15 protein-coding genes are annotated in these 22,696 nt (G+C 67.8%); 7 read left to right on the top strand and 8 right to left on the bottom strand.

Going from position 1 to position 22,696, the window contains the following annotated elements:
- Positions 1–46: 46 nt before the first annotated feature.
- The gene (locus tag ACZ5Z2_RS01470; protein ID WP_464760206.1) at positions 47–3,103 is read right to left on the bottom strand and encodes a TonB-dependent receptor plug domain-containing protein; all 3,057 of its coding nucleotides are present in this window, start codon (positions 3,101–3,103) and stop codon (positions 47–49) included.
- A 598-nt stretch (positions 3,104–3,701) separates the two neighbouring features.
- On the bottom strand, positions 3,702–4,493 hold the full coding sequence (locus ACZ5Z2_RS01465; protein ID WP_464760205.1) for an AMP nucleosidase: 792 nt from the start codon (positions 4,491–4,493) through the stop codon (positions 3,702–3,704).
- A 131-nt stretch (positions 4,494–4,624) separates the two neighbouring features.
- On the opposite strand from ACZ5Z2_RS01465, the gene ACZ5Z2_RS01460 reads away from it, so the two are divergent.
- Complete coding sequence (locus tag ACZ5Z2_RS01460) at positions 4,625–5,569, top strand: DegV family protein (RefSeq protein ID WP_464760204.1); 945 nt, start codon at positions 4,625–4,627, stop codon at positions 5,567–5,569.
- 27 nt (positions 5,570–5,596) lie between these two features.
- Positions 5,597–6,220, top strand: a complete 624-nt coding sequence (locus ACZ5Z2_RS01455) for a DUF4124 domain-containing protein (protein WP_464760203.1) — start codon at positions 5,597–5,599, stop codon at positions 6,218–6,220.
- 4 nt (positions 6,221–6,224) lie between these two features.
- Here the strand turns inward: ACZ5Z2_RS01455 and ACZ5Z2_RS01450 are convergent, their stop codons facing one another.
- Positions 6,225–7,007, bottom strand: coding sequence for an SDR family oxidoreductase (locus tag ACZ5Z2_RS01450; RefSeq protein WP_464760202.1), 783 nt, complete (start codon positions 7,005–7,007; stop codon positions 6,225–6,227).
- A gap of 79 nt (positions 7,008–7,086) precedes the next feature.
- Between ACZ5Z2_RS01450 and ACZ5Z2_RS01445 the strand changes: the two genes are divergently transcribed.
- Positions 7,087–7,305, top strand: a complete 219-nt coding sequence (locus ACZ5Z2_RS01445) for a hypothetical protein (protein ID WP_464760201.1) — start codon at positions 7,087–7,089, stop codon at positions 7,303–7,305.
- 68 nt (positions 7,306–7,373) lie between these two features.
- Entirely contained in the window at positions 7,374–8,186 is an 813-nt protein-coding gene (locus tag ACZ5Z2_RS01440) for an ABC transporter ATP-binding protein (protein ID WP_464760200.1), read from the top strand.
- Between the two features lie 128 nt (positions 8,187–8,314).
- Here ACZ5Z2_RS01440 and sppA read toward each other — a convergent pair whose 3' ends face one another.
- Positions 8,315–10,216 carry a signal peptide peptidase SppA gene (gene sppA, locus ACZ5Z2_RS01435; RefSeq protein WP_464760199.1) on the bottom strand — a complete coding sequence of 634 codons (1,902 nt, stop codon included), beginning with the start codon at positions 10,214–10,216 and terminating at the stop codon, positions 8,315–8,317.
- 104 nt (positions 10,217–10,320) lie between these two features.
- The gene (locus tag ACZ5Z2_RS01430; RefSeq protein WP_464760198.1) at positions 10,321–11,712 is read right to left on the bottom strand and encodes an MATE family efflux transporter; all 1,392 of its coding nucleotides are present in this window, start codon (positions 11,710–11,712) and stop codon (positions 10,321–10,323) included.
- A gap of 98 nt (positions 11,713–11,810) precedes the next feature.
- On the opposite strand from ACZ5Z2_RS01430, the gene ACZ5Z2_RS01425 reads away from it, so the two are divergent.
- From ACZ5Z2_RS01425 to ACZ5Z2_RS01415, 3 genes are all read left to right on the top strand, one after another.
- A complete protein-coding gene (locus tag ACZ5Z2_RS01425) occupies positions 11,811–12,971 on the top strand; it encodes a DUF3667 domain-containing protein (RefSeq protein ID WP_464760197.1) in 1,161 nt (386 codons plus the stop codon).
- A gap of 374 nt (positions 12,972–13,345) precedes the next feature.
- A complete protein-coding gene (locus tag ACZ5Z2_RS01420) occupies positions 13,346–15,523 on the top strand; it encodes a primosomal protein N' (RefSeq protein WP_464761643.1) in 2,178 nt (725 codons plus the stop codon).
- Between the two features lie 10 nt (positions 15,524–15,533).
- A complete protein-coding gene (locus ACZ5Z2_RS01415) occupies positions 15,534–16,799 on the top strand; it encodes an NAD(P)/FAD-dependent oxidoreductase (protein ID WP_464760196.1) in 1,266 nt (421 codons plus the stop codon).
- Positions 16,800–16,820: 21 nt separating this feature from the next.
- On the opposite strand, the gene ACZ5Z2_RS01410 is transcribed toward ACZ5Z2_RS01415, so the two are convergent.
- Genes ACZ5Z2_RS01410 through ACZ5Z2_RS01400 form a run of 3 tightly spaced genes read right to left on the bottom strand, consistent with a single transcriptional unit; the run spans position 16,821 to position 22,648 of the window.
- Complete coding sequence (locus tag ACZ5Z2_RS01410; RefSeq protein ID WP_464760195.1) at positions 16,821–18,281, bottom strand: efflux transporter outer membrane subunit; 1,461 nt, start codon at positions 18,279–18,281, stop codon at positions 16,821–16,823.
- Positions 18,268–19,455 carry an efflux RND transporter periplasmic adaptor subunit gene (locus ACZ5Z2_RS01405; protein ID WP_464760194.1) on the bottom strand — a complete coding sequence of 396 codons (1,188 nt, stop codon included), beginning with the start codon at positions 19,453–19,455 and terminating at the stop codon, positions 18,268–18,270. The genes ACZ5Z2_RS01410 and ACZ5Z2_RS01405 overlap by 14 nt, the downstream gene beginning before the upstream one ends.
- Positions 19,442–22,648: an efflux RND transporter permease subunit gene (locus ACZ5Z2_RS01400; protein WP_464760193.1), complete on the bottom strand. Its 3,207-nt coding sequence runs from the start codon at positions 22,646–22,648 to the stop codon at positions 19,442–19,444. Before ACZ5Z2_RS01400 ends, ACZ5Z2_RS01405 begins: the two co-directional genes overlap by 14 nt.
- Positions 22,649–22,696 lie beyond the last annotated feature (48 nt).

The following is a 22,696-nucleotide window of genomic DNA, read 5'->3' as shown; positions in this document are numbered from 1 at the left end:
GTGATCGACTCACGCGGCCCTCAAGATTAACGCAGATATCCGCGACTTAGAACTTGACCGTCACGCGAGCCCAGTAGTAGCGACCCATCAGATCGAAATCGCTCGGATCGGTGTTGGCATTGAGTGTGTTGTTCGCATACATGACCGGCGGCTGCTTGTCGAAGGCATTGTTGACGCCGAAATCGACACGCGTGTTGAGCGGTTCGATGTTGTAGCCAAACGAGAGGTCGTTGTACACGGTTGCAGCATACTTGTACTCCGCGCCAGCGATCGTGCAGTTGTAGACACCGCCGGCTGGATTCGGCTTACCCTGCCAGTAGCAGGCACCATCCGGATGCACGTCCTGCGACGCCACCTGAGAACCCATCTGGAAGCGGCCGATATAGCGCATGCGCCAAGAGGCACTCCAGTTACCCATCTGCCAGTCTACAAAACCCTGCGCACGCCAGCGCGGGAACAGACAGGTACCGGCTCCCGGACACGAAGCCTCCGGCGCCGAACCGTACGACAGGAAATGACCGGCATCATGGAAGACGACGTCACCTGCCGTACCCGGCGCTGTTTCCTGATTGTAGTACTTAAGGTAAGTGGCATCCAGGCCAATAGTGAACTGGCCGAATGCGAACTGCGGCAGCTTGTACCTCATCGACATGTCGATACCACCGGTACTCAGGGTACCAAGGTTGGCGGTTGGCTGCAGGATGCTGATGATCTGACCCTGACTCACGCCCGGTGTCGCGTTACGAGTGATCAGCGGGCAATACTCCGTCTGCCCCCCAGCGCATAGATTGAGCACTTCTTGTGAATTGACGCTGGTGATGTCATCGTTCAGGTACAGATGCCACACATCGACGGTAGCCGACAGGCCCGGAGCCCACGACGGGCTGTATACCGCACCAACGTCGAACGACTTACCCTGCTCCGGCTTGATCGGAAAGCCCGCATACTTGGAGCCTGAGGTGATCGCATTAAGCTGAGTACCAGTGACCACGTTGTTGTTGATGAACGGAGCACCAGGGCCAGAAGTAGGCACGTTCACACAAGCAGGATCCACCGGCGAGCCAGTGTAGCCTGTGCAAGGATCAGTCGCGATCTTCGGCGCCGAACTAGCCGGAGCACCGTAGACTTCACTAATGTCAGGAGCACGGAACACTTGCGACATTGTGCCGCGCAGCAACAGATCATCGATCGGCTTGTATTCCAGCGCAAACTTGAAATCGTTCGTGCTGCCGAAAGTACTAAAACGCGAATAGCGGTCGCCAATGGTAATGTTCAGCGACTTCACGCCAGGCAGGTTAGACAGCACTGGAATGAAGGTTTCCGCAAACACTTCCTTTACGTTGTAGCCACCCGCCAGACTGGAGCTACACTGACTACCCAGCACGCAGGTACCGGTAGCCGGATCGATGTTAAGCAACGGATCAACGACCGAAGTCAGGTGCTCCTGACGATAATCCGCGCCAGCTGCCAGTTGGACGGTACCCGCCGGCAAATCGAACAATCCACCATTGATACCTGCGTGCCAGACCTTCTCTTGGCTATACGAGTTGCTGACCGCGGGCACACCCGCCGCCTGCAGAGCCGCTACGGAACCAGCCGAGTTCAAGTCAAACGGATTGAACTGGAGCATGCTTTCGGTGACGCCCGTCGGACAGCCTTGGGCCGCCGTCGTGGCATTCGGCACGCAGGCCAAACCGGCAGCGCCCATATACGAGGCGCCGGTATACAGCTTGCTCGTGTTGGGCAAGCCACGGGTAGTAGTAACCGTATTGGAATGGCCATAGTCAAGGCCAGCATCCCAATTCCAGTCCTGATTGAAGACCGTAAAACTACCCTTGAAACCGACATTGAATTGCGCATTGTTAATGCCGACAGCCGTAGCGCGGTTGCCTAATGACTTCAGACGCGCAGTGAATGCATTTGTGCTCTGCGAGAACTCCGTACCGAACTGGTTCCAGTAGTTGTCCGCCGAGATGTCCGCACCGTAGGGTGAGCCATACACGGCAGGAGCCAACTGGAATTCAGACGAGGTCTTGTTGAAGTACGCATTCGCGTACGCCTGAACGTTGTCGCTCAGGTTGTAAGTACCCATCAGGAAGGCATTCGTTCGCTCCTGCGGGGTCATGATCAGGTTGACTGTCGCATAATTGTACTTGTCGCTATGCGCGCCGTTGTTCTGGTAGCAGTGGTAATTGGCCGTGCTGACCACCTGACTGTTGCCGCCCGGGTTCAACGCCACGTAGCCGCAACCAAACGTTGCCGCAAGGCCTGCCGGCAGCTGGATGTGACCATATGGCGAGGACGACGAACCGCCAATGTTTGCCGTGACCGGCTGTGGTGCGGATGGGCCGGTACCATTGGTGCCATACAGCGACACCGAATTCTTGGAGAACTTGCGGTTGCCCGCCTCCACGCCATCCTGCTTGTTGTACTCGATGCCACCCATGATGCTTCCCTTGTCGGACGTCTGTCCGAAAGTGAAGCTGTAGCCCGATTGCTCGCCGTCGTCGTGATCGGACTGACCGACATTCGTGGTGAACTGTGCACCCTGATAGTCGTGACGCAGGATGAAGTTCACCACGCCACCAATCGCATCGGAACCGTAGGTCGCCGAAGCGCCATCGGTCAGCACTTCGATGCGCTCGATCATGTTGGCTGGAATCGAGTTCGGATCGGTGTTCAGCACACGCTGTCCATCGACGAGAATCAAGGTACGGTTGGCACCTAGACCGCGCAGGTTGATGGCCGAGCCACCCGTACCACCGCCATTGTTGACCTGCGGGTTAACCGCGCCACCGGTCATTGCCGGCAGCTGCTGCACCAGATCACCCAGCGTCATTTTGCCCGTAGCTTCAATCGCCGCGCGATCGATGGTCACGACCGGGCTGGACGTTTCAACGTCGACTCGGCGGATTAGCGAGCCTGTAACCACCACCGTCTGCAGCTGCTTGGCCTTTTGGTCGCTGGACTGACTGGGCTGGCCGCTCTGCTGGCCGCTCGTATCCTGCGCAAAAGCCGTGGTGCTGGCACCCAATGCCACGACGGCACCCAGCGAAAGCGCCAGGCGGACGGACGCGGAAAGTTTCGAAACCCCAAGATTCATAAATGGTACCCTCTCGTATGTTCTTGAAAATACTGGCCAGCGGCGGCACCTCTAGCCTGCAACTCGTTACCCAGATCGCAGCGTTCCGTTACTCAACCGTCGCCGTCAGGAATGGCAAAAATGGCATCGCCGCAGTAGGAACACGAACCAGCCGTCAACTCCCGTGTCCAAGGTTAGGTCACCCAATCTTGGTCAACGCCAGTACAACCGACCCCCATGTCCAGGCCCCCGGATTTGAACGCCAACTTTACAAGTTGTCAACAAATCACATGCTGCCGGTAACCTTCAAACCGGGTAGCGCACACTTTTCACACGCGCAACATCCTTCGCATTAAAAAATAAAGCATTTTGAATCAATCGTTTATAGCGTAAATGTCGCGCATGTTAACTTAAAATTAACTTGCACACCAGAATCAAAGCGATACGTACGCTCCCGCACCTTGTCATGGTGGTCTGTGCCGAATAAGCACCGACCAACGCCCCAGCTTACATGACGCCTCGGCCACACCAGCAGTCTAGTTACCCAACCAAGCTCCATGAAAGAGTTCAGCCGATCGATCGAACGCCTATACCGAATAGATGCCAGACAATCGCCGCCTCACTCCTCCTCGCCATCCTCCTCGAACCGCAGGTGCTTCACGCTGCGGCCGTTGCGGCGAACCAGCTTGAGCGCCTCGATGCCGATGCGGATGTGCGCATCGACGTATTTCTCGGTGACCGTGCGGTCGCTGGCCTCGGTCTTCACGCCCTCGGGGATCATCGGCTGGTCGGACACCAGCAGCAGCGCGCCGCAGGGGATCTCGTTGGCGAAGCCGGCGGCGAAGATGGTGGCAGTCTCCATGTCGATCGCCATGCTGCGGGTCAGGCGCAGGCGATCCTTGAACGCCTCGTCGTGCTCCCACACGCGGCGGTTGGTGGTGTAGACGGTACCGGTCCAGTAGTCGTGGCCGAGGTCGCGGATCATGGTGGAGACGCCGCGCTGCAGTTGGAACGCGGGCAGCGCCGGCACTTCGGGCGGCAGGTAGTCGTTGCTGGTGCCCTCGCCGCGGATCGCGGCGATCGGCAGCACCAGGTCGCCGATCCGGTTCTTCTTCTTGAGCCCGCCGCATTTGCCGAGGAACAACGCGGCGTGCGGCTTGATCGCACCGAGCAGATCCATCACGGTGGCGGCGTTGGGGCTACCCATGCCGAAGTTGATGAGGGTGATGCCGTCGGCGGTGGCATTGGGCATGGGGCGGTCGCGCCCCTGCACCTCCACGCCGTGCCATTCGGCGAACAGATCCACGTAGTGGCCGAAGTTGGTGAGCAGGACGTACTGGCCGAACTGCTCCAGCGGCGTGCCGGTGTAGCGCGGCAGCCAGTTGGAGACGATCTCGTGCTTGTCTTTCATAAGGTGTTGCCTTGTGCTGAGTTGCCGGCGACGCCACGCCGGCGGGTTCCTCCGGGTTCACGGCCATTATCCATGGCGCCGGCCATGCAGGGCCGTGTTATGTTGCGATTGCCTTTCGAGGGGGTGAACCCATGCGCATGGGACTGACGATCGACGCGTCCTGCGACCTGCCGCAGGCCTTCCTGCAGGAACACCGCATCACGGTGATGCCGGTCACCATCAAGGTGGACGACGAGACCTTCACCGACAACCGCGACCCGACGGAAGTGCAGCGTTTCGTCGACCGCCGCCTGGGCAGCCGCAGCCACTCGGCGGAAACCGAACCGACCTCGGCGGAAGAGGTGCAGAAGCTGTTCATGGAACGCCTGGTGCTGGAGCAGGACTGCGTGTTCTGCCTCACCGTCACCGCCACGCGCAGCCCGATCCACGACAACGTGATGCGCGCCAGCTTCGCCGTGCTGCGCAGCTACCGCGACGTGCGCGAGCCGGCGGGCATCCCCGGGCAGTTCCTGATGCGGGTGATCGACACGCGCAACCTGTTCGCCGGCACCGCGCCGGTGGCGTGGGAGGCGGCGCGGCTGATCGCCGCGGACATGCCGCCGGCGGCGATCCGCGAGCGGCTCAACCACGTGGCCAACCACAGCTATGGCTACATGATGCCGCGCGACCTGTATTACATCCGCGCGCGCGCCAAGAAGAAGAACGACCGCAGCGTGGGCCTGTTCAGCGCAATGCTGGGCACCGCGCTGGACATCAAGCCCATCCTGCGCTGCTTCCGCGGCGAAACCGGCCCGGTGGGCAAGGCGCGCGGCTTCGAGCAGGGCGCGCAGCAACTGTTCGACTACGCCGCCGCCCGCGTGCGCGCCGGCCTGATCGTGCCGATGGTATGCGTGAGCTACGGCGGCGACCTCGCCGTGCTGTCCAGCCTGCCCGGCTACGACAAGTTGCGCGCGGCCTGCGAGGAATGCGGCGTCGCCCTGCTGGAAGCGCCGATGAGCATCACCGGCATGGTCAACGTGGGCGAAGGCGCGGTAACGCTGGGCCTGGCCGCCGAGGAACACGAACCCGATTTCTGAGAGCCTGGCATGGCCGTGGAGCGAACGATGCCGCGTCTGCCCGCCCTGCTCCTGCTGGCCGCTGCCGCCGCGTGCGCGCCCTGCGCGGCGCAGACGGTGTACCGGTGCGCCGGCGCGCACGGCGAGGCCAGCTACCAGTCCACACCCTGCCCCGGCGGCCACGGCCGGCAGATCGCCCTCGACGCGCCACCGCCAGCACCACCGCCCCTGCCGGCGCCCGCCGACAACACCCCGCCGCCACCCGAGGCCGAGGCGCCGCCGCCAGCACCGCCGCCTGCCGCACCGATCCCCGTGTTGTACCGGTGCGTGCGCGCCACCGACGGCAAGACGTACACCAGCCGCAACGGCAATCCGCCCGGCTACTACGCGCCACTGGGCATGGTGGGCCTGCCCATGCCGCTGACCGAGCAGTACACCGCGGCCAACCACATGGGCAACGCCAAGCCCAACTCCGCCATGGTTTCCGGCTACTACACCTTCGTGCAGGATCAATGCCGCGAAATGAGCGCGGAGGAAACCTGCGCCGCACTGCGCAAGGACTGGACGGAGAACGAGCACAAGCTCGGCCGCGCCTTCAAAAGCGACCAGCCGCCGCTGCTTGCGCGCGAGGCCGAGTTGCGCGCGCAGTTGCAAGGCTGCGGCGGGCCCTGAGATCTCAAAAGCCGTAGTTGAGGAAGCCGCCGTCCACGCCCAGCACCTGCCCGGTGATGTAGCTGGCCGCGGGCATGCACAGGAAGGCGATCGCCGCGGCCACTTCCTCCGGCTCGCCGATGCGGCGCAGCGGCGTGCGATCCAGCACTTCCTCCAGGTAATCCTCGTCGGCCAGCGCGGTGTCGGTGCGCTGGGTGCGGATGTACCACGGCGCCACCGCGTTGACGCGGATGCCGTCCACGGCCCATTCCACGGCGAGGTTGCGGGTGAGCTGGTGCAGCGCGGCCTTGCTCATGCCGTAGGGCGCACCGGTGCGCACGTGGGTGGCGCCGGATACCGAGCCCACGTTGACGATGGCCGCGTTCGCGTGCTGCACCAGTTGCGGGTGCGCCAGCCGGCACATCTCGAACGCGGCGAACAGGTTCAGCTCGAAGATCGCGCGGTACTCGTCGTCGCCATATTCCAGCACCGGCTTCGGCACGTTGCCGCCGGCGTTGTTGACCAGCAGCGACAGCGGCAGGCCGAGGTCGGCCACCCAGTCGAACACCGCCAGCCTGTCCTCCGCCTCGGCGAGGTCGGCGCCCATCGCGTAGACCGCAATGCCCTCGTGCTCGTCGGCCAGTTCCACGCGCACCTGTTCGAGGTAATCCTCGTCGCGCGCCACCAGCAGCAGGTTCGCGCCCAGCCCGGCCAGCTCGCGCGCGGTGGCGTAGCCGATGCCCTTGCTGGCGCCGGTGACCAGGGCGGTATGGCCGTGCAGTTGCCAGGCGTCGATGCGGCTGTTCATGCGGCGAGCTTACACGATGGCCTTGCCCGCAGAGCCGCGCGGCGGGACACTCGACGCAAGCCTTCGAGGGATTCGCACGATGAAAACCCTGCCGCCATGGTTGTGTGTCCTCGCCCTTGCCGCCTGCTCCGGCAAGCCGCCGGAACCCGTCGCGCAGCCCGCCACCGCGGCTAGCAGCCGCGTCGCCACGCCGTGGGACGCGATGAAGGCGGACGAGCAGCGCGCGAAGGACGTGCAGAAGATCGTTAACAAGCAGGCCGATGACCAGCGCAAGCAGATCGAGGCGCAGACTCAATAGCCTTTATTTGGCCGTCTTGACGTCCAAACGCCTTGCACGGACGGGCGTTTGCCGGCATCGTTCCGCGCATGGACGCCAATCTTGCCACGCCGCCCCTGCTCGAGATCGACGCCGCCACCGTGCTGCGCGGCGACCGCCACGCGCTCGACCGCCTCAGCCTGCGCATCGAAGCCGGCCAGCACACCGCCATTCTCGGCGCCAACGGCTCGGGCAAGTCCACCCTGGTGCAGCTGATCGCGCGCCAGCTCTACCCGCTGGCACCGGGCGACGGCCGCCGCCCGGTGCGCGTGTTCGGCCGCGACCGCTGGAACGTGGCCGAACTGCGCGGCCTGCTCGGCATCGTCTCGCCGGCCCTGCAGCGCGAGTACACCACCGACACGCCGCTGGAAGTGTTCGACGCGGTGGTGTCCGGCTTCTTCGCCGCGCGCGGGCTGTGGCTGGATCATGAAATCACCGGCGCCATGCGCGAACGTGCGAACGCCGCGCTGGCGCAACTGGAAGCCGGCCACCTGGTCGGCCGCGAGATGGCCAGCCTCTCCACCGGTGAGGCGAGGCGCGTACTGATCGCCCGCGCGCTGGTGCATCGCCCGCGCGCGCTGCTGCTGGACGAGCCCTGCGCGGGGCTGGATCTCGCCAGCCGCCGCCATTTCCTGGAAACCCTGCGCGCGCTGGCGCGCGGCGGCACCACCCTGCTGCTGGTGACCCACCACGTCGAGGAAATCATCCCCGAGATCGGGCGGGTGCTGCTGCTGAAGAACGGCCGCACGCTGCGCGAAGGCGGCAAGGCCGCCACGCTCACCGGCGAGGTGCTGGGCGAGGCGTTCGGCATGCCGGTACGCGTCACGCAGCACGATGGCTGGTACCACGCCGCCGTAACGTGAGCTGCGAATGCCGTTCTCTGCTCGTCATCCCGGCGCAGGCCGGGATCCAGTCACCGTACGGCTTGAGCGAGCGTGATCGCTACTGGATCCCGGCCTGCGCCGGGATGACGAGCAGAATCAGGGCGGACTCAGTGCGGCGAACAGAAACAGAACGCGTAGACATTCGGCACGCCGGCCTTCGCGTCGCGCAGCAGCGACAGCTCCGGCGCCAGCGCATGCACCTGTGCGAACCACGGCGGCAGGCGCAGGCCCCAGCTGCGCAGCAGCTCGACGCTGGCGTTCTGGCTGAAGCCGACCAGGAAGCTCTCGAACGCGCCCATCGGCGCCTGCTGGTAGCGCACGGAATAATCCTTGCCCAGCTTCGCCAGCCTGGCCGCGACGTCCTCCGCGTCGCCGAGGCCGCCGAGCTGGTCGACCAAGCCGCGATCCAAGGCCTGGCTGCCCGTCCACACGCGGCCCTGCGCGATGGCGTCGATTGCGTCGAAGCTCTTGCCGCGCGCCTTGGCCACACCGCCCACGAAGTCGCGGTAGCCCTTGTCGATGATGGCCTGGATCACCGTGCCCACCCTGGGATCGAGCGGGCGGGTGATGTCGAACGCGCCGGCCATCGGGCCGGTGGCCACGCCGTCGCTCTGGATGCCGAACTTGGCCAGCGTGTTCGGCACCGAGTAGTACATGCCGAAGATGCCAATGGAACCGGTGATGGTGTTGGGCTCGGCGATAATGCGGTCGGCATTCATCGAGATCCAGTAGCCGCCGCTGGCGGCCACGTCGCCCATCGACACCACCACCGGGATGCCGGCCTCGCGGGTCAGCGCCACCTCGCGGCGGATCTGCTCCGCGGCGTACACCTCGCCGCCGGGGGAATCCACGCGCAGCACCAGGGCCTTGGTGCGCTTGTCCTCGCGCGCGGCGCGGATCAGCGCGGCGGTGGATTCGCCGCCGATGCTGCCGGCCGGCCGCTTGCCGCCCGCGATCTCGCCCTCGGCCACCACCACGGTCACGCCGCTGGCGAGCACGTCCGCATCCTTCCTGACGGCGGCGGCGTAATGCGCGAGATCCACCGAACGCAGGCCATGGCCGTTCCTCGCGGCGGGCACGCCCTGCCTGCGCAGGCTGGCGATCAGTTCGGCGCGGGTGGCGGTGCCGTCGATCAGGTGTTCGTTGAGCGCCAGTTGCGCGAGGTCGCCTTGCGTGCCCGCGATGGTCTGCGGCAGGTCGTCCACGTCGGCGCGCAGCGTCGCCGGATCGAGCTTGCGCAGCTTCGCCACCTCGGCGAGGTACTCGTCCCACAGCCCGCCCATCCAGAAGCTGTCGGCCTCCTTCGAGGCGGGCGAGGCGTGGTCGAGGATGTACGGCTCGGCCGCGCTCTTGAACTGGCCCACCCGAAACAGGTGCACGTCCACGCCCAGCTTGTCGAGCAGATCCTTGTAGAACAGCCGGTAGTTGGCGAGGCCGGTGAGCATCAGGCTGCCCTGCGGATCGAGCAGCACGCGGTCGGCATGGGCGGCGAGGTAGTACTGGCCCTGGTCGAGGTTCGCCGCCCAGGCGATCACCGGCTTGCCGGCGGCGCGGAAGCGATCCAGCGCCGCACCCACCTCGCGCAGCGCGGCGAAGCCGCCGGCGTGCAGTTCGTCCGGCAGCAGCAGGATGCGGCTGATGCGCTTGTCCTTCGCCGCGGCGTCGATGGCGCCCACTAGGTCGCGCAACTGCACCTGCTGCGTCTTGTCGCCCGAAAGCGACGCCAGCGCACGCTGCAACGGGGCGACGCTGTACTGCTCGACCAGTTGCCCCTCCGGCTGCAGCACCAGCACGCTGCCGTCCAGCACCGTGTTCTTCGCACGGCTGGCGGCGATGCCGCCGACGACCGCCAGCAACACGATGAACAGGAGAATGAAGAACACCGCGTTGACGATGAGCAGCCGCGCCACGTTGATGCCGCGACCGACGCTGCACAGCGCGGCCCAGAAGCCGCCGCGGCGTGGCGGCGGCAACGGCAGGGGATGGGACGGCATCGGCGGTGGCGACATGGTTACGGCTCCTTGCGTGAGCCGCTAGCGTAGCCGCTCGCGCGGCATGGCGTCAGCGCCTGCTTAATGTCTCCGCAAGCCACGCGGAGGCATTGAACAGGCTCTCAGGCTTGCGCCGCGGCCAGCGCCGGCGCATGCCGGCGCCAGCGTTCGCGGCGTGCGCTGCGCCAGAAGCGCGTGAACAGCATCGCCGCCGCCACCGTGAGGCCGGCGATCAGGCCCATCCACATGCCGCGCGCGCCAAGCCCGTGGTGGAAGGCCAGCCACCAGCCGGTGGGCATGCCCACGCCCCAGTACGCGAACAGGGTGATCGCCATCGGCACGCGGGTGTCCTTGAGCCCGCGCAGCGCGCCGTTCGCGGCCACCTGGACGCCGTCGGAGAACTGGAACAGCCCCGCCAGCACGATCAGCTGCGACGCCAGCGCGATCACCTTCGCGTCGTGCGTGTACAGCGCGGCGATGAAATGCGGCAGCCCCAGCATCAGCGCGGCGGACACCAGTTGCGACGCCAGCGTCAGGCCGATGCCGCAGAAGCCGGCGTAGCGCACGCCGCTGGCGTCGCCGCGGCCCACCGCGTTGCCCACGCGCACGGTGATCGCCATCGCCAGGCCCAGCGGCACCATGAAGAACAGCGTGGCGACGTTGAGCGCCACCTGGTGGCTGGCGATCACGTCCTCGCCCAGCGTGCTGATGATCAGCGCTGTGGCCACGAACAGGCCGCCCTCAGCCAGCAGGGTGACCGCCATCGGCGCGCCCACGTGCAGCAGCGCGCCGATGCGCCGCCAGTCCGGCCACTCGAAATGCTGCAGCAGGTTCAGCCCGCGGTAGTTGCGGTGCTTCAGCACGTACACGGCGAAGCCGGCCATCTCCAGCCACAGCGCCGTGGCGGTGGCGATGCCGCAGCCGTGCGCGCCCTGCGGCGGGATGCCCAGCTTGCCGAACATCAGCACGTAGCCCAGCGGCACCAGCAGCACGAGGCCGCCGAAGCCGAAGTACATCGACGGCCGCGTCAGCGACAGCCCTTCGGACAGCCCGCGCAGCGCGAAATAGCAGGTCAGCGCCGGTGCGCCCCAGCTGATCGCGAACAGGAAGCGCAGCACGTCGTGGCGCAGGCTGGGCGTCACGCCGATCAGGTCGATCAGCGGCCCGGCATGGCGCACCGCGAACCACAGCAGCACGCCCATCGCCAAGGCCAGCCACAGGGCCTGGCGGAACACCGCGCCCACCTCGCCGCGTCGCCCCGCGCCGTCCAGCTGCGCCACCGAAGGCGGCACCGCCATCATCACGCCAATGCCGCTGACGATGGCCAGCGACCAGATGCTGGCGCCCACCGCCACCGCGCCCAGCACGTGCGCGCCGACGTGGCCGGAAAGCACCGCGTCGATCACGTTGCTGCCTACCGCGGCCAGCTGCGCCAGGATCAGCGGAAGGGCGAGGCGCACGGTGGCGCCGATCTCGTGCCGCACGCGGGCACGCTCGGGGCGTAGCGGTTTCATCGGAAGACTCCAGCGGGCAACCATTCTAGCCGGCGGGGCTGTCGGGAACCGCATGCTGTGCCAAGATCGCGCGCTGCGACGCAATCGAGGGGCACGCGATGAAATCCCTGGTCAGCCACGAGGGCCTGCACTGCGCCAACTGCGCCACGCCGCTGGTGGGCGAGTACTGCCACGAGTGCGGCCAGTCCGTGCACAGCGTGCTCAAGCCCATGCACCACATGGTCGAGGAAACCGTGGAGACGGTGCTGCACATCGACAGCCGCATCGTGCACACGCTGCCGCCGCTGTTCCTGAAGCCCGGCTTCCTCACCCTGGAATACTTCGCCGGCCGCCGCATACGCTACATCGCGCCGTTCCGGCTGATGTTCGTGCTGTGCCTGCTGTGCTTCTTCGTGCTGCACCTGGCCGCCTCGTCGGGGATCGAGCAGGACATCGACCAGCACCAGCAGCGGGTGCTGCTCGACCGCGGCAGCGACTTCGCGGACGCGGACAGCGCCACCGAAGTGCGCGACATGCTGGAGAAGAAGATCAACGCGCTCAATGCCGTGCAGACCCTCGGCAGCGACGCGATGGCCGCGCAGGCAGGCAAGGTCAAGCAGATGCTCCGCGATGCCGCCAACCGGCGCCTGGTCGAACTGCACGCGCAGCCATTGCCCGCGCCCAGCGCCAGCGCCGCCGCTCCCGCCGTCCGACGCAACACTGGCCGCACGCCGGTGGATCCGGTGCGCATCGGCTGGCTGCCGGGTTTCGTCAACGCCGGGCTGACCCGGACTTTCCAGCACATCCAGGACAACTATTACGACTACCAGCACGGCGACCCGGCCACCCGCGAGGCCGCCAAGGAACGCATGGTCAACGGCGTCTTCGGCAAATTGCCGGGCGCCATGCTGGTGTTGATGCCGGTGTTCGCGCTGCTGCTCAAGCTGTTCTACGTGTTCAAGCGCCGGCTCTACATGGAGCACCTGATCGTGGCGCTGCACAGCCAGGCCTTCCTGTTCCTGTGGCTGCTGCTATGCATCCTGTTGGCGGCGCTGGCCCATTGGCTGGAACCGCGGGCGCTCTGGACCACCTACCCGCTGAACTGGCTGGAACGCATTCTGGTGCTGTGGGCGCCGATCTACCTGCTGCTGATGCAGAAACGCATCTACCGGCAGGGCTGGCCGATGACCCTGCTGAAGTACTGGTGCATCGGCTGGTGCTGGTTCTGGCTGCTGGTCATCGTGCTGCTTGGCGCGACCGTGCTGGGGATGGCGCACTGAACACGGGGGCGATCGCGGTTTTGCACAGCGTCAATAACCTGTCAAGTCATTCCGCGGCGCGTGATCATCGAATGAACGCTTGCCGGGCGAAAATTTCAAGTCATTGATACGGAACATGTTTTTTGCGTGACTAAAACGTGTCCAGACCGTCATGAAGGGCGACGCCATGCGCTTCGGCGCCCCTCGTCCCCGCCTCGTCCACAGACTTTTCCACAGGCTTTGTGGATAAACGGAAAAACCTGCGCCAAAGAGTGACTTGCGCCCCGTTTCTCGATCCGCAGGCAGCAAGTGCCCGCAAGCTTCGCTCCGCTTGAACCACGCGCGGAGCATGCAGGCCCGGCCGGCTTGACCTCGCCGCTAAACTGCCCGGCATGATGCCCGTCGTCCTGCGCGTCGCCCTGCCGGTGCCCCTGCCCACCCTGTTCGACTACCTGCCACCCGCGGCGGGCGGCGAGGCACGGCCGGGCAGCCGGGTGCTGGTGCCGTTCGGTCGCGGCCAGGCGGTGGGCGTCGTGGTGGCTACGGGCGTGGAAGCGGCGGTGGGCGCAGGCAAGCTCAAGCGCGCGCTGCGCCTGCTGGACGACGGCCCCCTGCTCGACGCCGAACTGATGCAGACCCTGGCCTGGGCCGCCGACTACTGGCTGGCCGCACCCGGCGAGGCCTATGCCAACGCGCTGCCGCTGGCGCTGCGCGAAGCGAAGCCGCTGCCGCCGCTGGGCGAGGAATGCTGGTCGCTCACCCTCGCCGGGCGCAGCGCGCTGGATGCGCGCAGCCGCCGCGGCAACAGCCTGGCCCTGCTCGCCGAACTCGCCGCCGGCGCATCGAGCGCCGCCGAACTGGACGCCTGCCTGCCCGACTGGCGTGCCGCGGCGCGGCGGCTGCTGGCCGCCGGCCTCGTCGAGCGCGGCGAGCGCAGTGCCCGCGCGCACGCGCCCACACGCAACGCCCCCGCACTCAGCGAAGAGCAGCAGCAAGCCGTGGACGCCGTGGCCGAATGCCTCGGCCGCTACCAACCCTTCCTGCTCGACGGCGTCACCGGCAGCGGCAAGACCGAGGTGTATCTCGCCCTGATCGAGCGCGTGCTGGCGCAGGGCAAACAGGCGCTGCTGCTGGTGCCGGAGATCGGCCTCGCACCGCAGACCCTGCGCCGCCTGCGCGAGCGCCTGGGCGTGCCCGTGGAAGTGATCCACTCCAACCTCGCCGAGGGCGAACGCGCACGCGCCTGGCTGCGCGCCCGCTCGGGCGAGGCGAAGGTGATCCTCGGCACCCGCTCCGCGGTGTTCACGCCGCTGCCGCAAGCCGGGCTGGTGATCGTGGACGAGGAGCACGACGGCGCCTACAAGCAGCAGGAAGGCTTCCGCTACCACGCGCGCGACCTCGCCGTGGTGCGCGCCCGCGCGCTGGGCGTGCCGGTGCTGTTGGGCTCGGGCACGCCGTCGCTGGAATCGCTGGCCAACGTGGAAGCCGGCCGCTACCGCGCGCTGCACCTGCGCGCCCGCCCCGGCGCGGTGCGGCCGCCGCAGGTGCAGATCGTCGACATGCGCGCGCAGCGGCTGGAACACGGCCTCTCGCCCACCCTGCTCGCGGCGGTGGCCGACACCGTGGCGCGCGGCGAGCAGGTGCTGGTGTTCAAGAACCGCCGCGGCTATGCGCCGGTGTTGTACTGCCACGCCTGCGGCTGGCACGCCGACTGTCCGCGCTGCGAGCGCCCGATGACCCTGCATGCCGGGCGGCGCGCGCTGGTCTGCCACCACTGCGACCACCACGCACGCATCCCCGCCGCGTGTCCGAGCTGCGGCGCCGCCGAACTCAAGCCGCAAGGTCAGGGCACCGAACGGCTGGAAGAAGCGCTCGCCGCGCGCTTCCCCGACATTCCCGTGCTGCGCATCGACCGCGAGACCACGCGCCGCCGCGACGCCTTCGAGCACCTGCTCGGCGGCCTGCGCGACGAGGCGAAGCCCGCGATCCTGGTCGGCACCCAGATGCTGGCAAAGGGCCACGACCTGCCCAACCTCACCCTGGTCGCCATCGTCGGCGTGGACGAGGGCCTGCTCAGCGTGGACTTCCGCGCTAGCGAGCGGCTGGCGCAGCAGCTGGTGCAGGTGGCCGGCCGCGCCGGCCGCGCCGCCAAGCCGGGCCGCGTGCTGCTGCAGACCCATCACCCCGACCACCCGCTGCTGCGCCAGCTGCTGGCGCAGGGCTACGCCGCCGCCGCGCAGAGCCTGCTCGCCGAACGGCGGCAGGGTCTGCTGCCGCCCTTCGCGCACCAGGCGCTGCTGCGTGCCGAAGCCACGCAACGCAGCGTGGTGGATGCCTTCCTCGGCGAAGCCTGCGCCGCCCTGCCTGCCGACCATGGCCTGCAGGTCGCCGGCCCCATGCCCGCGCCGATGCCGCTGCGCGCCGGCCGCCAACGCGGCCAGTTGCTGCTGGAAGCCGCCGTGCGACGCGAACTGCACGCCGCGCTGCGCCCCTGGGCCGCGCAACTCGCGCGCCTGCCCGGCGCACGCAAGGTGCGCTGGTCGCTGGACGTGGATCCGATCGATCTTTATTGAGGACACCGCCATGCCCGATGCACGGCCCCACATCGTGATCCTCGGCGGCGGTTTCGGCGGACTCAGCGCCACCCGCGCGCTGGCCCGCGCACCGGCGCACATCACCCTGGTGGATCGCCACAACCATCATCTGTTCCAGCCGCTGCTGTACCAGGTCGCCACCGCGGGGCTGTCGGCGCCGTCGATCGCCGCGCCGCTGCGGCAGATCCTCCGTCACCAGCGCAACGTCACCGTGCTGATGGACGAGGTCACCGGTATCGACCTCGCGCAACGCCGCGTGCAGCTCACCCGCGAACGGCTGGACTACGACTGCCTCGTCGTCGCCACCGGCGCCATGCACGCCTACTTCGGCCACGACGACTGGGCCGCCAACGCGCCGGGCCTGAAGTCGCTGGACGACGCGCTGGCGATCCGCCGCCGCGTGCTCACCGCGTTCGAACGCGCCGAGCAGGAGGACGATCCCGCGCGCCGCCAGGCGTGGCTGAACTTCGTGGTGGTGGGCGGTGGAGCCACCGGCGTGGAACTGGCCGGCACCCTGGCCGAGATTGCGCGCCACACGCTGACCGGCGAGTTCCGCCGCGCCCAGCCGCGGTCGGCCAACATCCTGCTGGTGGAAGCGGGGTCGCGCGTGCTGGCCGCATTCGACCCCGCGCTGTCGGCCAAGGCGCAGCGGCAGTTGGAGCACCTTGGCGTGCAGGTATGCCTGGGCCACGCGGTGACCGTGGTGGACGGCGAAGGCGTGACACTGGGGGAGGAACGCATCGCCGCACGCACCGTGCTGTGGGCCGCGGGCGTGGCCGCCTCGCCGCTGGGCCGCAGCCTCGACGCACCGCTGGATCGTGCCGGCCGCGTGATCGTGCAGTCAGATCTCAGCCTGCCCGGCCACCCCGAGGTGTTCGTGCTGGGCGATCTCGCCAGCGTGCAGCAGGAGGGCCGCCCGGTGCCCGGCGTGGCGCCCGCCGCCAAGCAGATGGGCCAGCACGTGGGCCGGCTGATCACCGCGCGCCTGCGCGGCGACACCCGCGCCATGCCCTTTCGCTACCGCGACGCCGGTTCGCTGGCCACCATCGGCCGCATGGCGGCGGTGGCGCAGTTCGGCAAGCTGCGGCTATCCGGCCTGCTTGCGTGGTGGGTGTGGCTGGGCGCGCACATCTGGTTCCTGATCGGCTTCCGCAACCGCCTGGTGGTGTTGCTGGACTGGGCGATGGCCTACTGGAGCCAGGCGCGGCACGCGCGGATCATCACCGGCGCGAACGAACACGCGGAGCGGGATTGACCGCCCGCCTGGCGCGGGGCTTCAAGCGCCAGCCGCCGCAACGCCGCCATGCACGGGCTTCCGCGCCAACTGCTCGCGCGACCAGCCGCCGCCCAGTGCACGGATGAGCTGCACGCTGGCGCGCAGCTGCTGCGTGCCCAGGCTGAGCACTCCGCTTTGCGCCTGCAGCGCCGCGGTCTGCGCCTGCACCACGTCGAGGTAGCTGGCCGCACCGGCCTTGTACTGCTTCATCGCCAGATCCAGCGCGTGTTGCGCGGCGGTGGCGGCAGCCTGCTGGTCGACCATCGCAGCGCCGTAGCGGTCGAGCAGGGCGAGGTTGTCCTCCACCTGCTGGAACGCGGCCAGCACCACGCCGCGGTATTTCGCGCCGGCCTCGTCCGCCGCGGCCCTGGCCACCGCGACCTGCGCCTTGCGCATGCCGCCGTCGAAGAGGTCGAACAGCAGCGAAGGGCCGAGCGCCCAGACGTGGTTGGGCGCGGTGAGCAGGTCGGTGTAGCGCTTGCTGAGGAAGCCGCCTTGCGCGTCCAGCGTCAGCGAGGGGAAGTACGCCGCGCGCGCCACGCCGATTTCGGCATTGGCCTCGGCGGTGCGGCGCTCGGCGGCGGCGATGTCGGGGCGGCGCTGCAGCAGGGTCGAGGGCACGGCCAGCGGAATCCGCGGCAGCGGGATGGCCGCGGTCTGCGCCGGCAGGCTGAACTGCGAGGCGGACTCGCCCACCAGCACCGCGATGGCGTCCTGCATTTCCGTGCGCTGGGCCGCGGTCTGCGCCCACTGCGACTTCGCCGTGGACAACTGCGTCTGCGCGCGCGCCACGTCCAGGCCGGAGACGATGCCGCCGTTGTGCAATTCCCGGGTGAGATGCAGTGCCTTCCCGTAGGCATCGATGTTCTGCTGCAACAGCTGCAACTGCTGGTCTAGGCCGCGCAGCGCGAGGTAGTCGTCGGCAAGCTGCGCCTGCAGGCTGAGCTGCACCGAGGCGAGGTCGGCTGCCGTGGCCTGCGCCTCGTCCCGACCGGCGGCGACGGTGTCGCGCACCTTGCCCCACAGATCCACTTCGTAGCCGAGCTGCGCGCCGGCGGTATAGGTGTCGTAGTCCGCCGGCGCGGTGGCGCCACGCAAGGGCGCGTTATCGGACTGGTGCTGACGCACGGCGCCCGCGCTGGCGCCGATCTGCGGGAAATAGCCCGAGCGCGCCTCGCGGAACAGCGCCTGTGCCTGCTGGTAATGCGCCAGCGCGGCGGCGAGGTCGGCGTTGTGGGCAAGCAGACGCTGCTGCAGCTGATCGAGCTGCGGATCGCCGTACAACGACCACCAGTCGGCACGCGGCAACTGGTCGGAGGGCTGCGCCACCACCCACGGGCCGGTGTCCCTGTACTGCGCGGCGACCGGTGTCGTCGGCACCTTGTAGGCCGGCGCCAGGTTGCAGCCGGCCAGCGCCGCGGCCAATGGCAGCGCGAGCAGGAAGCGGTCAGCCCTTCGCATGGGAATCGTCCGCCTTCGGCTGCGCGGCCACGCGCACGCGGTCGCCCGTATCGATGCCGTCCGGCGGGCTATCGATCACCTTGTCGCCGGCTTCGAGACCGGAGCCGATCACGGCGTGCTTGCCGTCGTCGCGCAGCACGGTCACCGGCTTGAACGTGACGCTGTCGTCGGCGCCCAGCGTGGCCACCTGCATGCCCTTGCCGTTGAAGACCAGCGCGCTGGACGGCACGCTGAGGTCGTCGTGCGCCGCGCCGAGATCCAGCTTCACGCTGGCGAATCCGCCGGGCATCAGCTCGCCCTTGGCGTTGTCCACCAGCAGCTGCATCAGCGTGGTGCCGCTGGCGGCGTTGACCGAGTCCGCCGAGTCGAGCACGGTGGCGGTGTAGGTCTGGCCCGGATGCTCCGGCACGCGCAGTACGGCGCGGGTGCCCTTCGGCACCTGCGGCACGTAGTTCTGCGGCACGTTGACGTACAGGCGCAGCTTGCGGGTGTCGGATACCACGAACAGTTCCGGGCCGGCGCCGCTGCCGACGTTGATCAGCGCGCCCACGTCGGTGTCGCGCGCGGTGACGGTGCCGTCGAACGGCGCGACCAGCCTGGCGAAGCCCTTCTCGACTTCGAGCTGGTCGACCTGTGCCTGCGCGGCCTTCACCTGCGCCTCGGCCGCGTTCAGCGCGCTGGTGCGCTGGTCGATGTCCTGCTGCGCGACCGCGTCGGTGCCGGCCATCGCCTGCCAGCGCTTGGCGCTGATCTGCGCCAGCCTGGCGTTGGCCTGCGCCACGCCGAGGCTGGCCCGTGCCTGCGCAAGTTGCTGGTCGACGTCCGGCGTCTCGATGGTGCCGAGCAGGTCGCCCTTCTTCACGTGCGCGCCGATATCGGTGTTCCAGCTCTTGAGGTAGCCGGAGACGCGCGCGTAGATCGGCGCGCTCACGAAGGCCTGCAGGCGACCCGGCAGCTGCAGCGAGGACTGGCCCCTGGCCAGCTCCGGCTGCACCACCGCGACCACCGGCAGCGCCTGCTGCTGCGTCCAGGCGCGCATCTGCTCCGTGCCGTGGACACGGCTGGCCACGCCATACACGACGACGACCGCGGCCACCACGGCGGCGGCGATGCCGGCCGTGCGCAGGCCGCGCGGCGCGGCTTGCGGCTGGGGGTGCGGATCAGGCTGGGACATGGATCTCTCCGGGATGGCCTTGCGGCGCAGGCTGCTGGCCATGGCGCCGATGGATGATGCTGAACACGACAGGGACGAAGAACAGGGTGGACACGGTGGCGAACACCAGGCCGCCGATCACCGCGCGGCCGAGCGGCGCGTTCTGCTCGCCGCCCTCGCCCAGCGCCAGCGCCATCGGCAGCATGCCGATGACCATGGCCAGCGCCGTCATGCAGACCGGGCGGAAGCGCACGAAGCCCGCCTCCAGCGCGGCCCGCGCCGCGTCGCCGTGCTCGGCCAGCCGCTCGCGGCAGAAGCTCACCACCAGGATCGAGTTGGCGGTGGCCACGCCCATGCACATGATCGCGCCGGTGAGCGCCGGCACCGACAGCGTGGTGTGGCTGGCGAACAGCATCCAGACAATGCCGGCCAGCGCGGCGGGCAGCGCGGTGATGATCACGAACGGGTCGGCCCAGGACTGGAAGTTCACCACGATCAGGAAGTAGATCAGCGCGATCGCGCCGAGCAGGCCCAGCAGCAGGCCGTTGAACGCCGTGTTCATCGTCTGCACCTGGCCGAGCAGGGCCACGGTGGTGCCCTTGGGCGCGTCCTTGGCGTTGGCGTCGATGACCTTCTGGATGTCGGCGGCCACCGCGCCGAGGTCGCGCCCCTGCGTGCTGGCGAAGATCTGCACCATCGGCTGGATGTTGTATTCCGACACCTCCGCATCGGCGCGGCCGTACTTGATGTCGGCGATGCCGCCCAGCACCGTGGTCGGGCTGCCCGCGGCGTTGACCGGCAGGTCGGCCAGCGCGGCCGAGGTATCCATCTTGTACTGCGGCGTCTGCATCACGATGGGATAGGTGATGCCGTTCTTCGGGTTGAGCCAGAACGTCGGCGCCACCTGGCTGCTGCCGGCCAGGTTCACCACCATGCTGTTGGTGACGTCGCGCGGGGTGGCGCCGACGTACTGCGCGCGCGTGCGGTCGAGATCCACGTCCACCGTGGGCAGCGACTGCGACTGCTGGATGCGCGCGTCGGCCACGCCGGTGACGCGGCGGATCTGCGCCAGCAGCTTGTTGGCGTAGGCGAAGTCCGCAGGCAGGTCGCGGCCGCGTACCTGCAGCTCGATCGGCGCCGGCGTGCCGAAGTTGAGGATCTGGCTGACGATGTCGGCGGGCAGGAACGAGAAGGTCACGCCGGGGAAGCGCTTCGGCAGTTCCTCGCGCAGGCGCTTCACGTAGTCGTCGGTGGGCGCATGCCCTTCGCGCAGCGCGATCTGGATGTCGCCGTCCTGCTCGCCGATCGTGCCGGTGTTGTTGTAGATGGTGTTGATCGACGACAGGAACGGCGCGCCGATGTTGTCGGCCACCGTGTCCAGATCCTTCGGCGGGATGATCTGGCGGATGGCCTGCTCGATGCGGCCGAACCTGGCGGCGGTGTCCTCCAGCCGCGTACCGACGCGCACGCGCGCGTGGATCAGCATCTGGCCGGCATCCACCGACGGGAAGAAGTTGCGGCCGAGAAACGGCGTCAGCGCGAATGACAGCACCACGAAGGCGAGGAAACCCAGCGTGAAGCCGCGCCGGTGCCGCAGCGCCAGGTCGAGCAGGCCATGGTAGCCGCCGCGGATCTTCTCGAAGCGCGCCTCGAAGCGGCGCTGGAAGCGCACCAGCGGGTTGCGCGACGGCGGCAGCGCCGCATTGGTGCCGTGTTCGTCGGTATGCGGCGCGTGCGGCTTGAGCAGGTACTTCGCCATCGTCGGCACCAGCGTGCGCGACAGGAAGAACGAGCAGACCATCGCGAACATCACCGCCTCGGCCATCGGCACGAACAGGTAGCCCGCCACGCCCTGCAGGAAGAACATCGGCACGAACACGATGCAGATGCACAGCAGCGAGACGAAGGCCGGCGTCACGATCTGCGCCGCGCCGTCCATGATCGCGGTTTCCACGTCCTTGCCGTGCTCGAGGTGCCAGTTGATGTTCTCGATGGTCACCGTGGCATCGTCCACCAGGATGCCCACCGCCAGCGCCAGGCCGCCCAGGGTCATGATGTTGAGCGTCTGGCCCAGCGCCGCGAGCATGGCCACCGAACCCAGCACCGCCAGCGGAATCGACACGGCGATGATCACCGTCGAGCGCCAGCTGCCCAGGAACAGCAGGATCATCAGGCTGGTCAGCGCCGCCGCGATCACGCCTTCGCGGATCACGCCGGTCACCGCCGCGCTGACGAACACCGACTGGTCGCCGACCGGCTTGACCTGCAGCGCGTCGGGCAGCGTGGGCCTGATCTCCGCCAGCATCTTCTTGACGCCGCTGATGATGTCCAGCGTGGAGGTGGCGCCGCTCTTGAACACGCTGAGCAGCACCGAACGGCTGCCATCCACATGCACCATGTTGGTCTGCACCGCGCTGCCGAAGTGCACGTTGGCCACGTCGTGCATGTAGACCATCGCGCCGTTCACCGACTTGATCGGCAGGTTGGCGAGGTCTTCCAGCCCCGACGGCGCGTTGTTGAGGTCGACCACGTACTCGGTGTCGCCGACCTTCTGCGTGCCCACCGGCGTGAGCAGATTCTGCGCGGCCAGCGCGGTGGCGACGTCGTTGCCGGTGAGCCCGCGCGCCTGCAGCGCGGCGGGGTCGAGGTCGAACATCACCTGCGGCGTCTTGCCGCCGAACGGATACGGGATGCCCGCGCCCTCCACCGTGATCAGGCGGGAGCGCACCTGGTTGAGGCCGATGTCGGCCAGGCTCTGCTCGCTCATCCCCTTGCCCGACATCGCCAGCTGCAGGATGGGCACGGTGGAGGCGCTGTAGTTGAGGATCAGCGGCGGCGTGGTGCCCGGCGGCATCTGCTTGAGCAGGGTCTGCGCGATCGCGGTGACCTGCGCGTTGGCGATGGCGATGTTGGCGCCCGGGTGGAAGAAGATCTTGACGATGCCGAAGGTGTTGTACGAGTTCGCCTCGATGTGCTCGATGTCGTCCACCGTGGTGGTGAGCGCGCGCTCGAACGGCGTATCGATGCGGCCGGCCATCTGGTCGGGCGGCAGGCCGGTGTACTGCCAGGCCACCGCGATCACCGGGATGTCGATGCTCGGGAAGATGTCCACCGGCATGCGCAGCGCGGCCAGCGCGCCGGTGATCAGGATGAGCAGGGAGAAGACAACGAAGGTGTACGGCCGCGAAAGCGCGATCCTGACCAGGCCAATCATGGGGATTCCAGAGCGCGGATGGTGCGTCGCGGAAATTTTCTCACGCAG

This window comes from Rhodanobacter sp. G1, from assembly GCF_055397855.1.
Note: the sequence above shows the minus strand (reverse complement) of the source record. Positions and strands in the feature narration are given on the sequence as shown.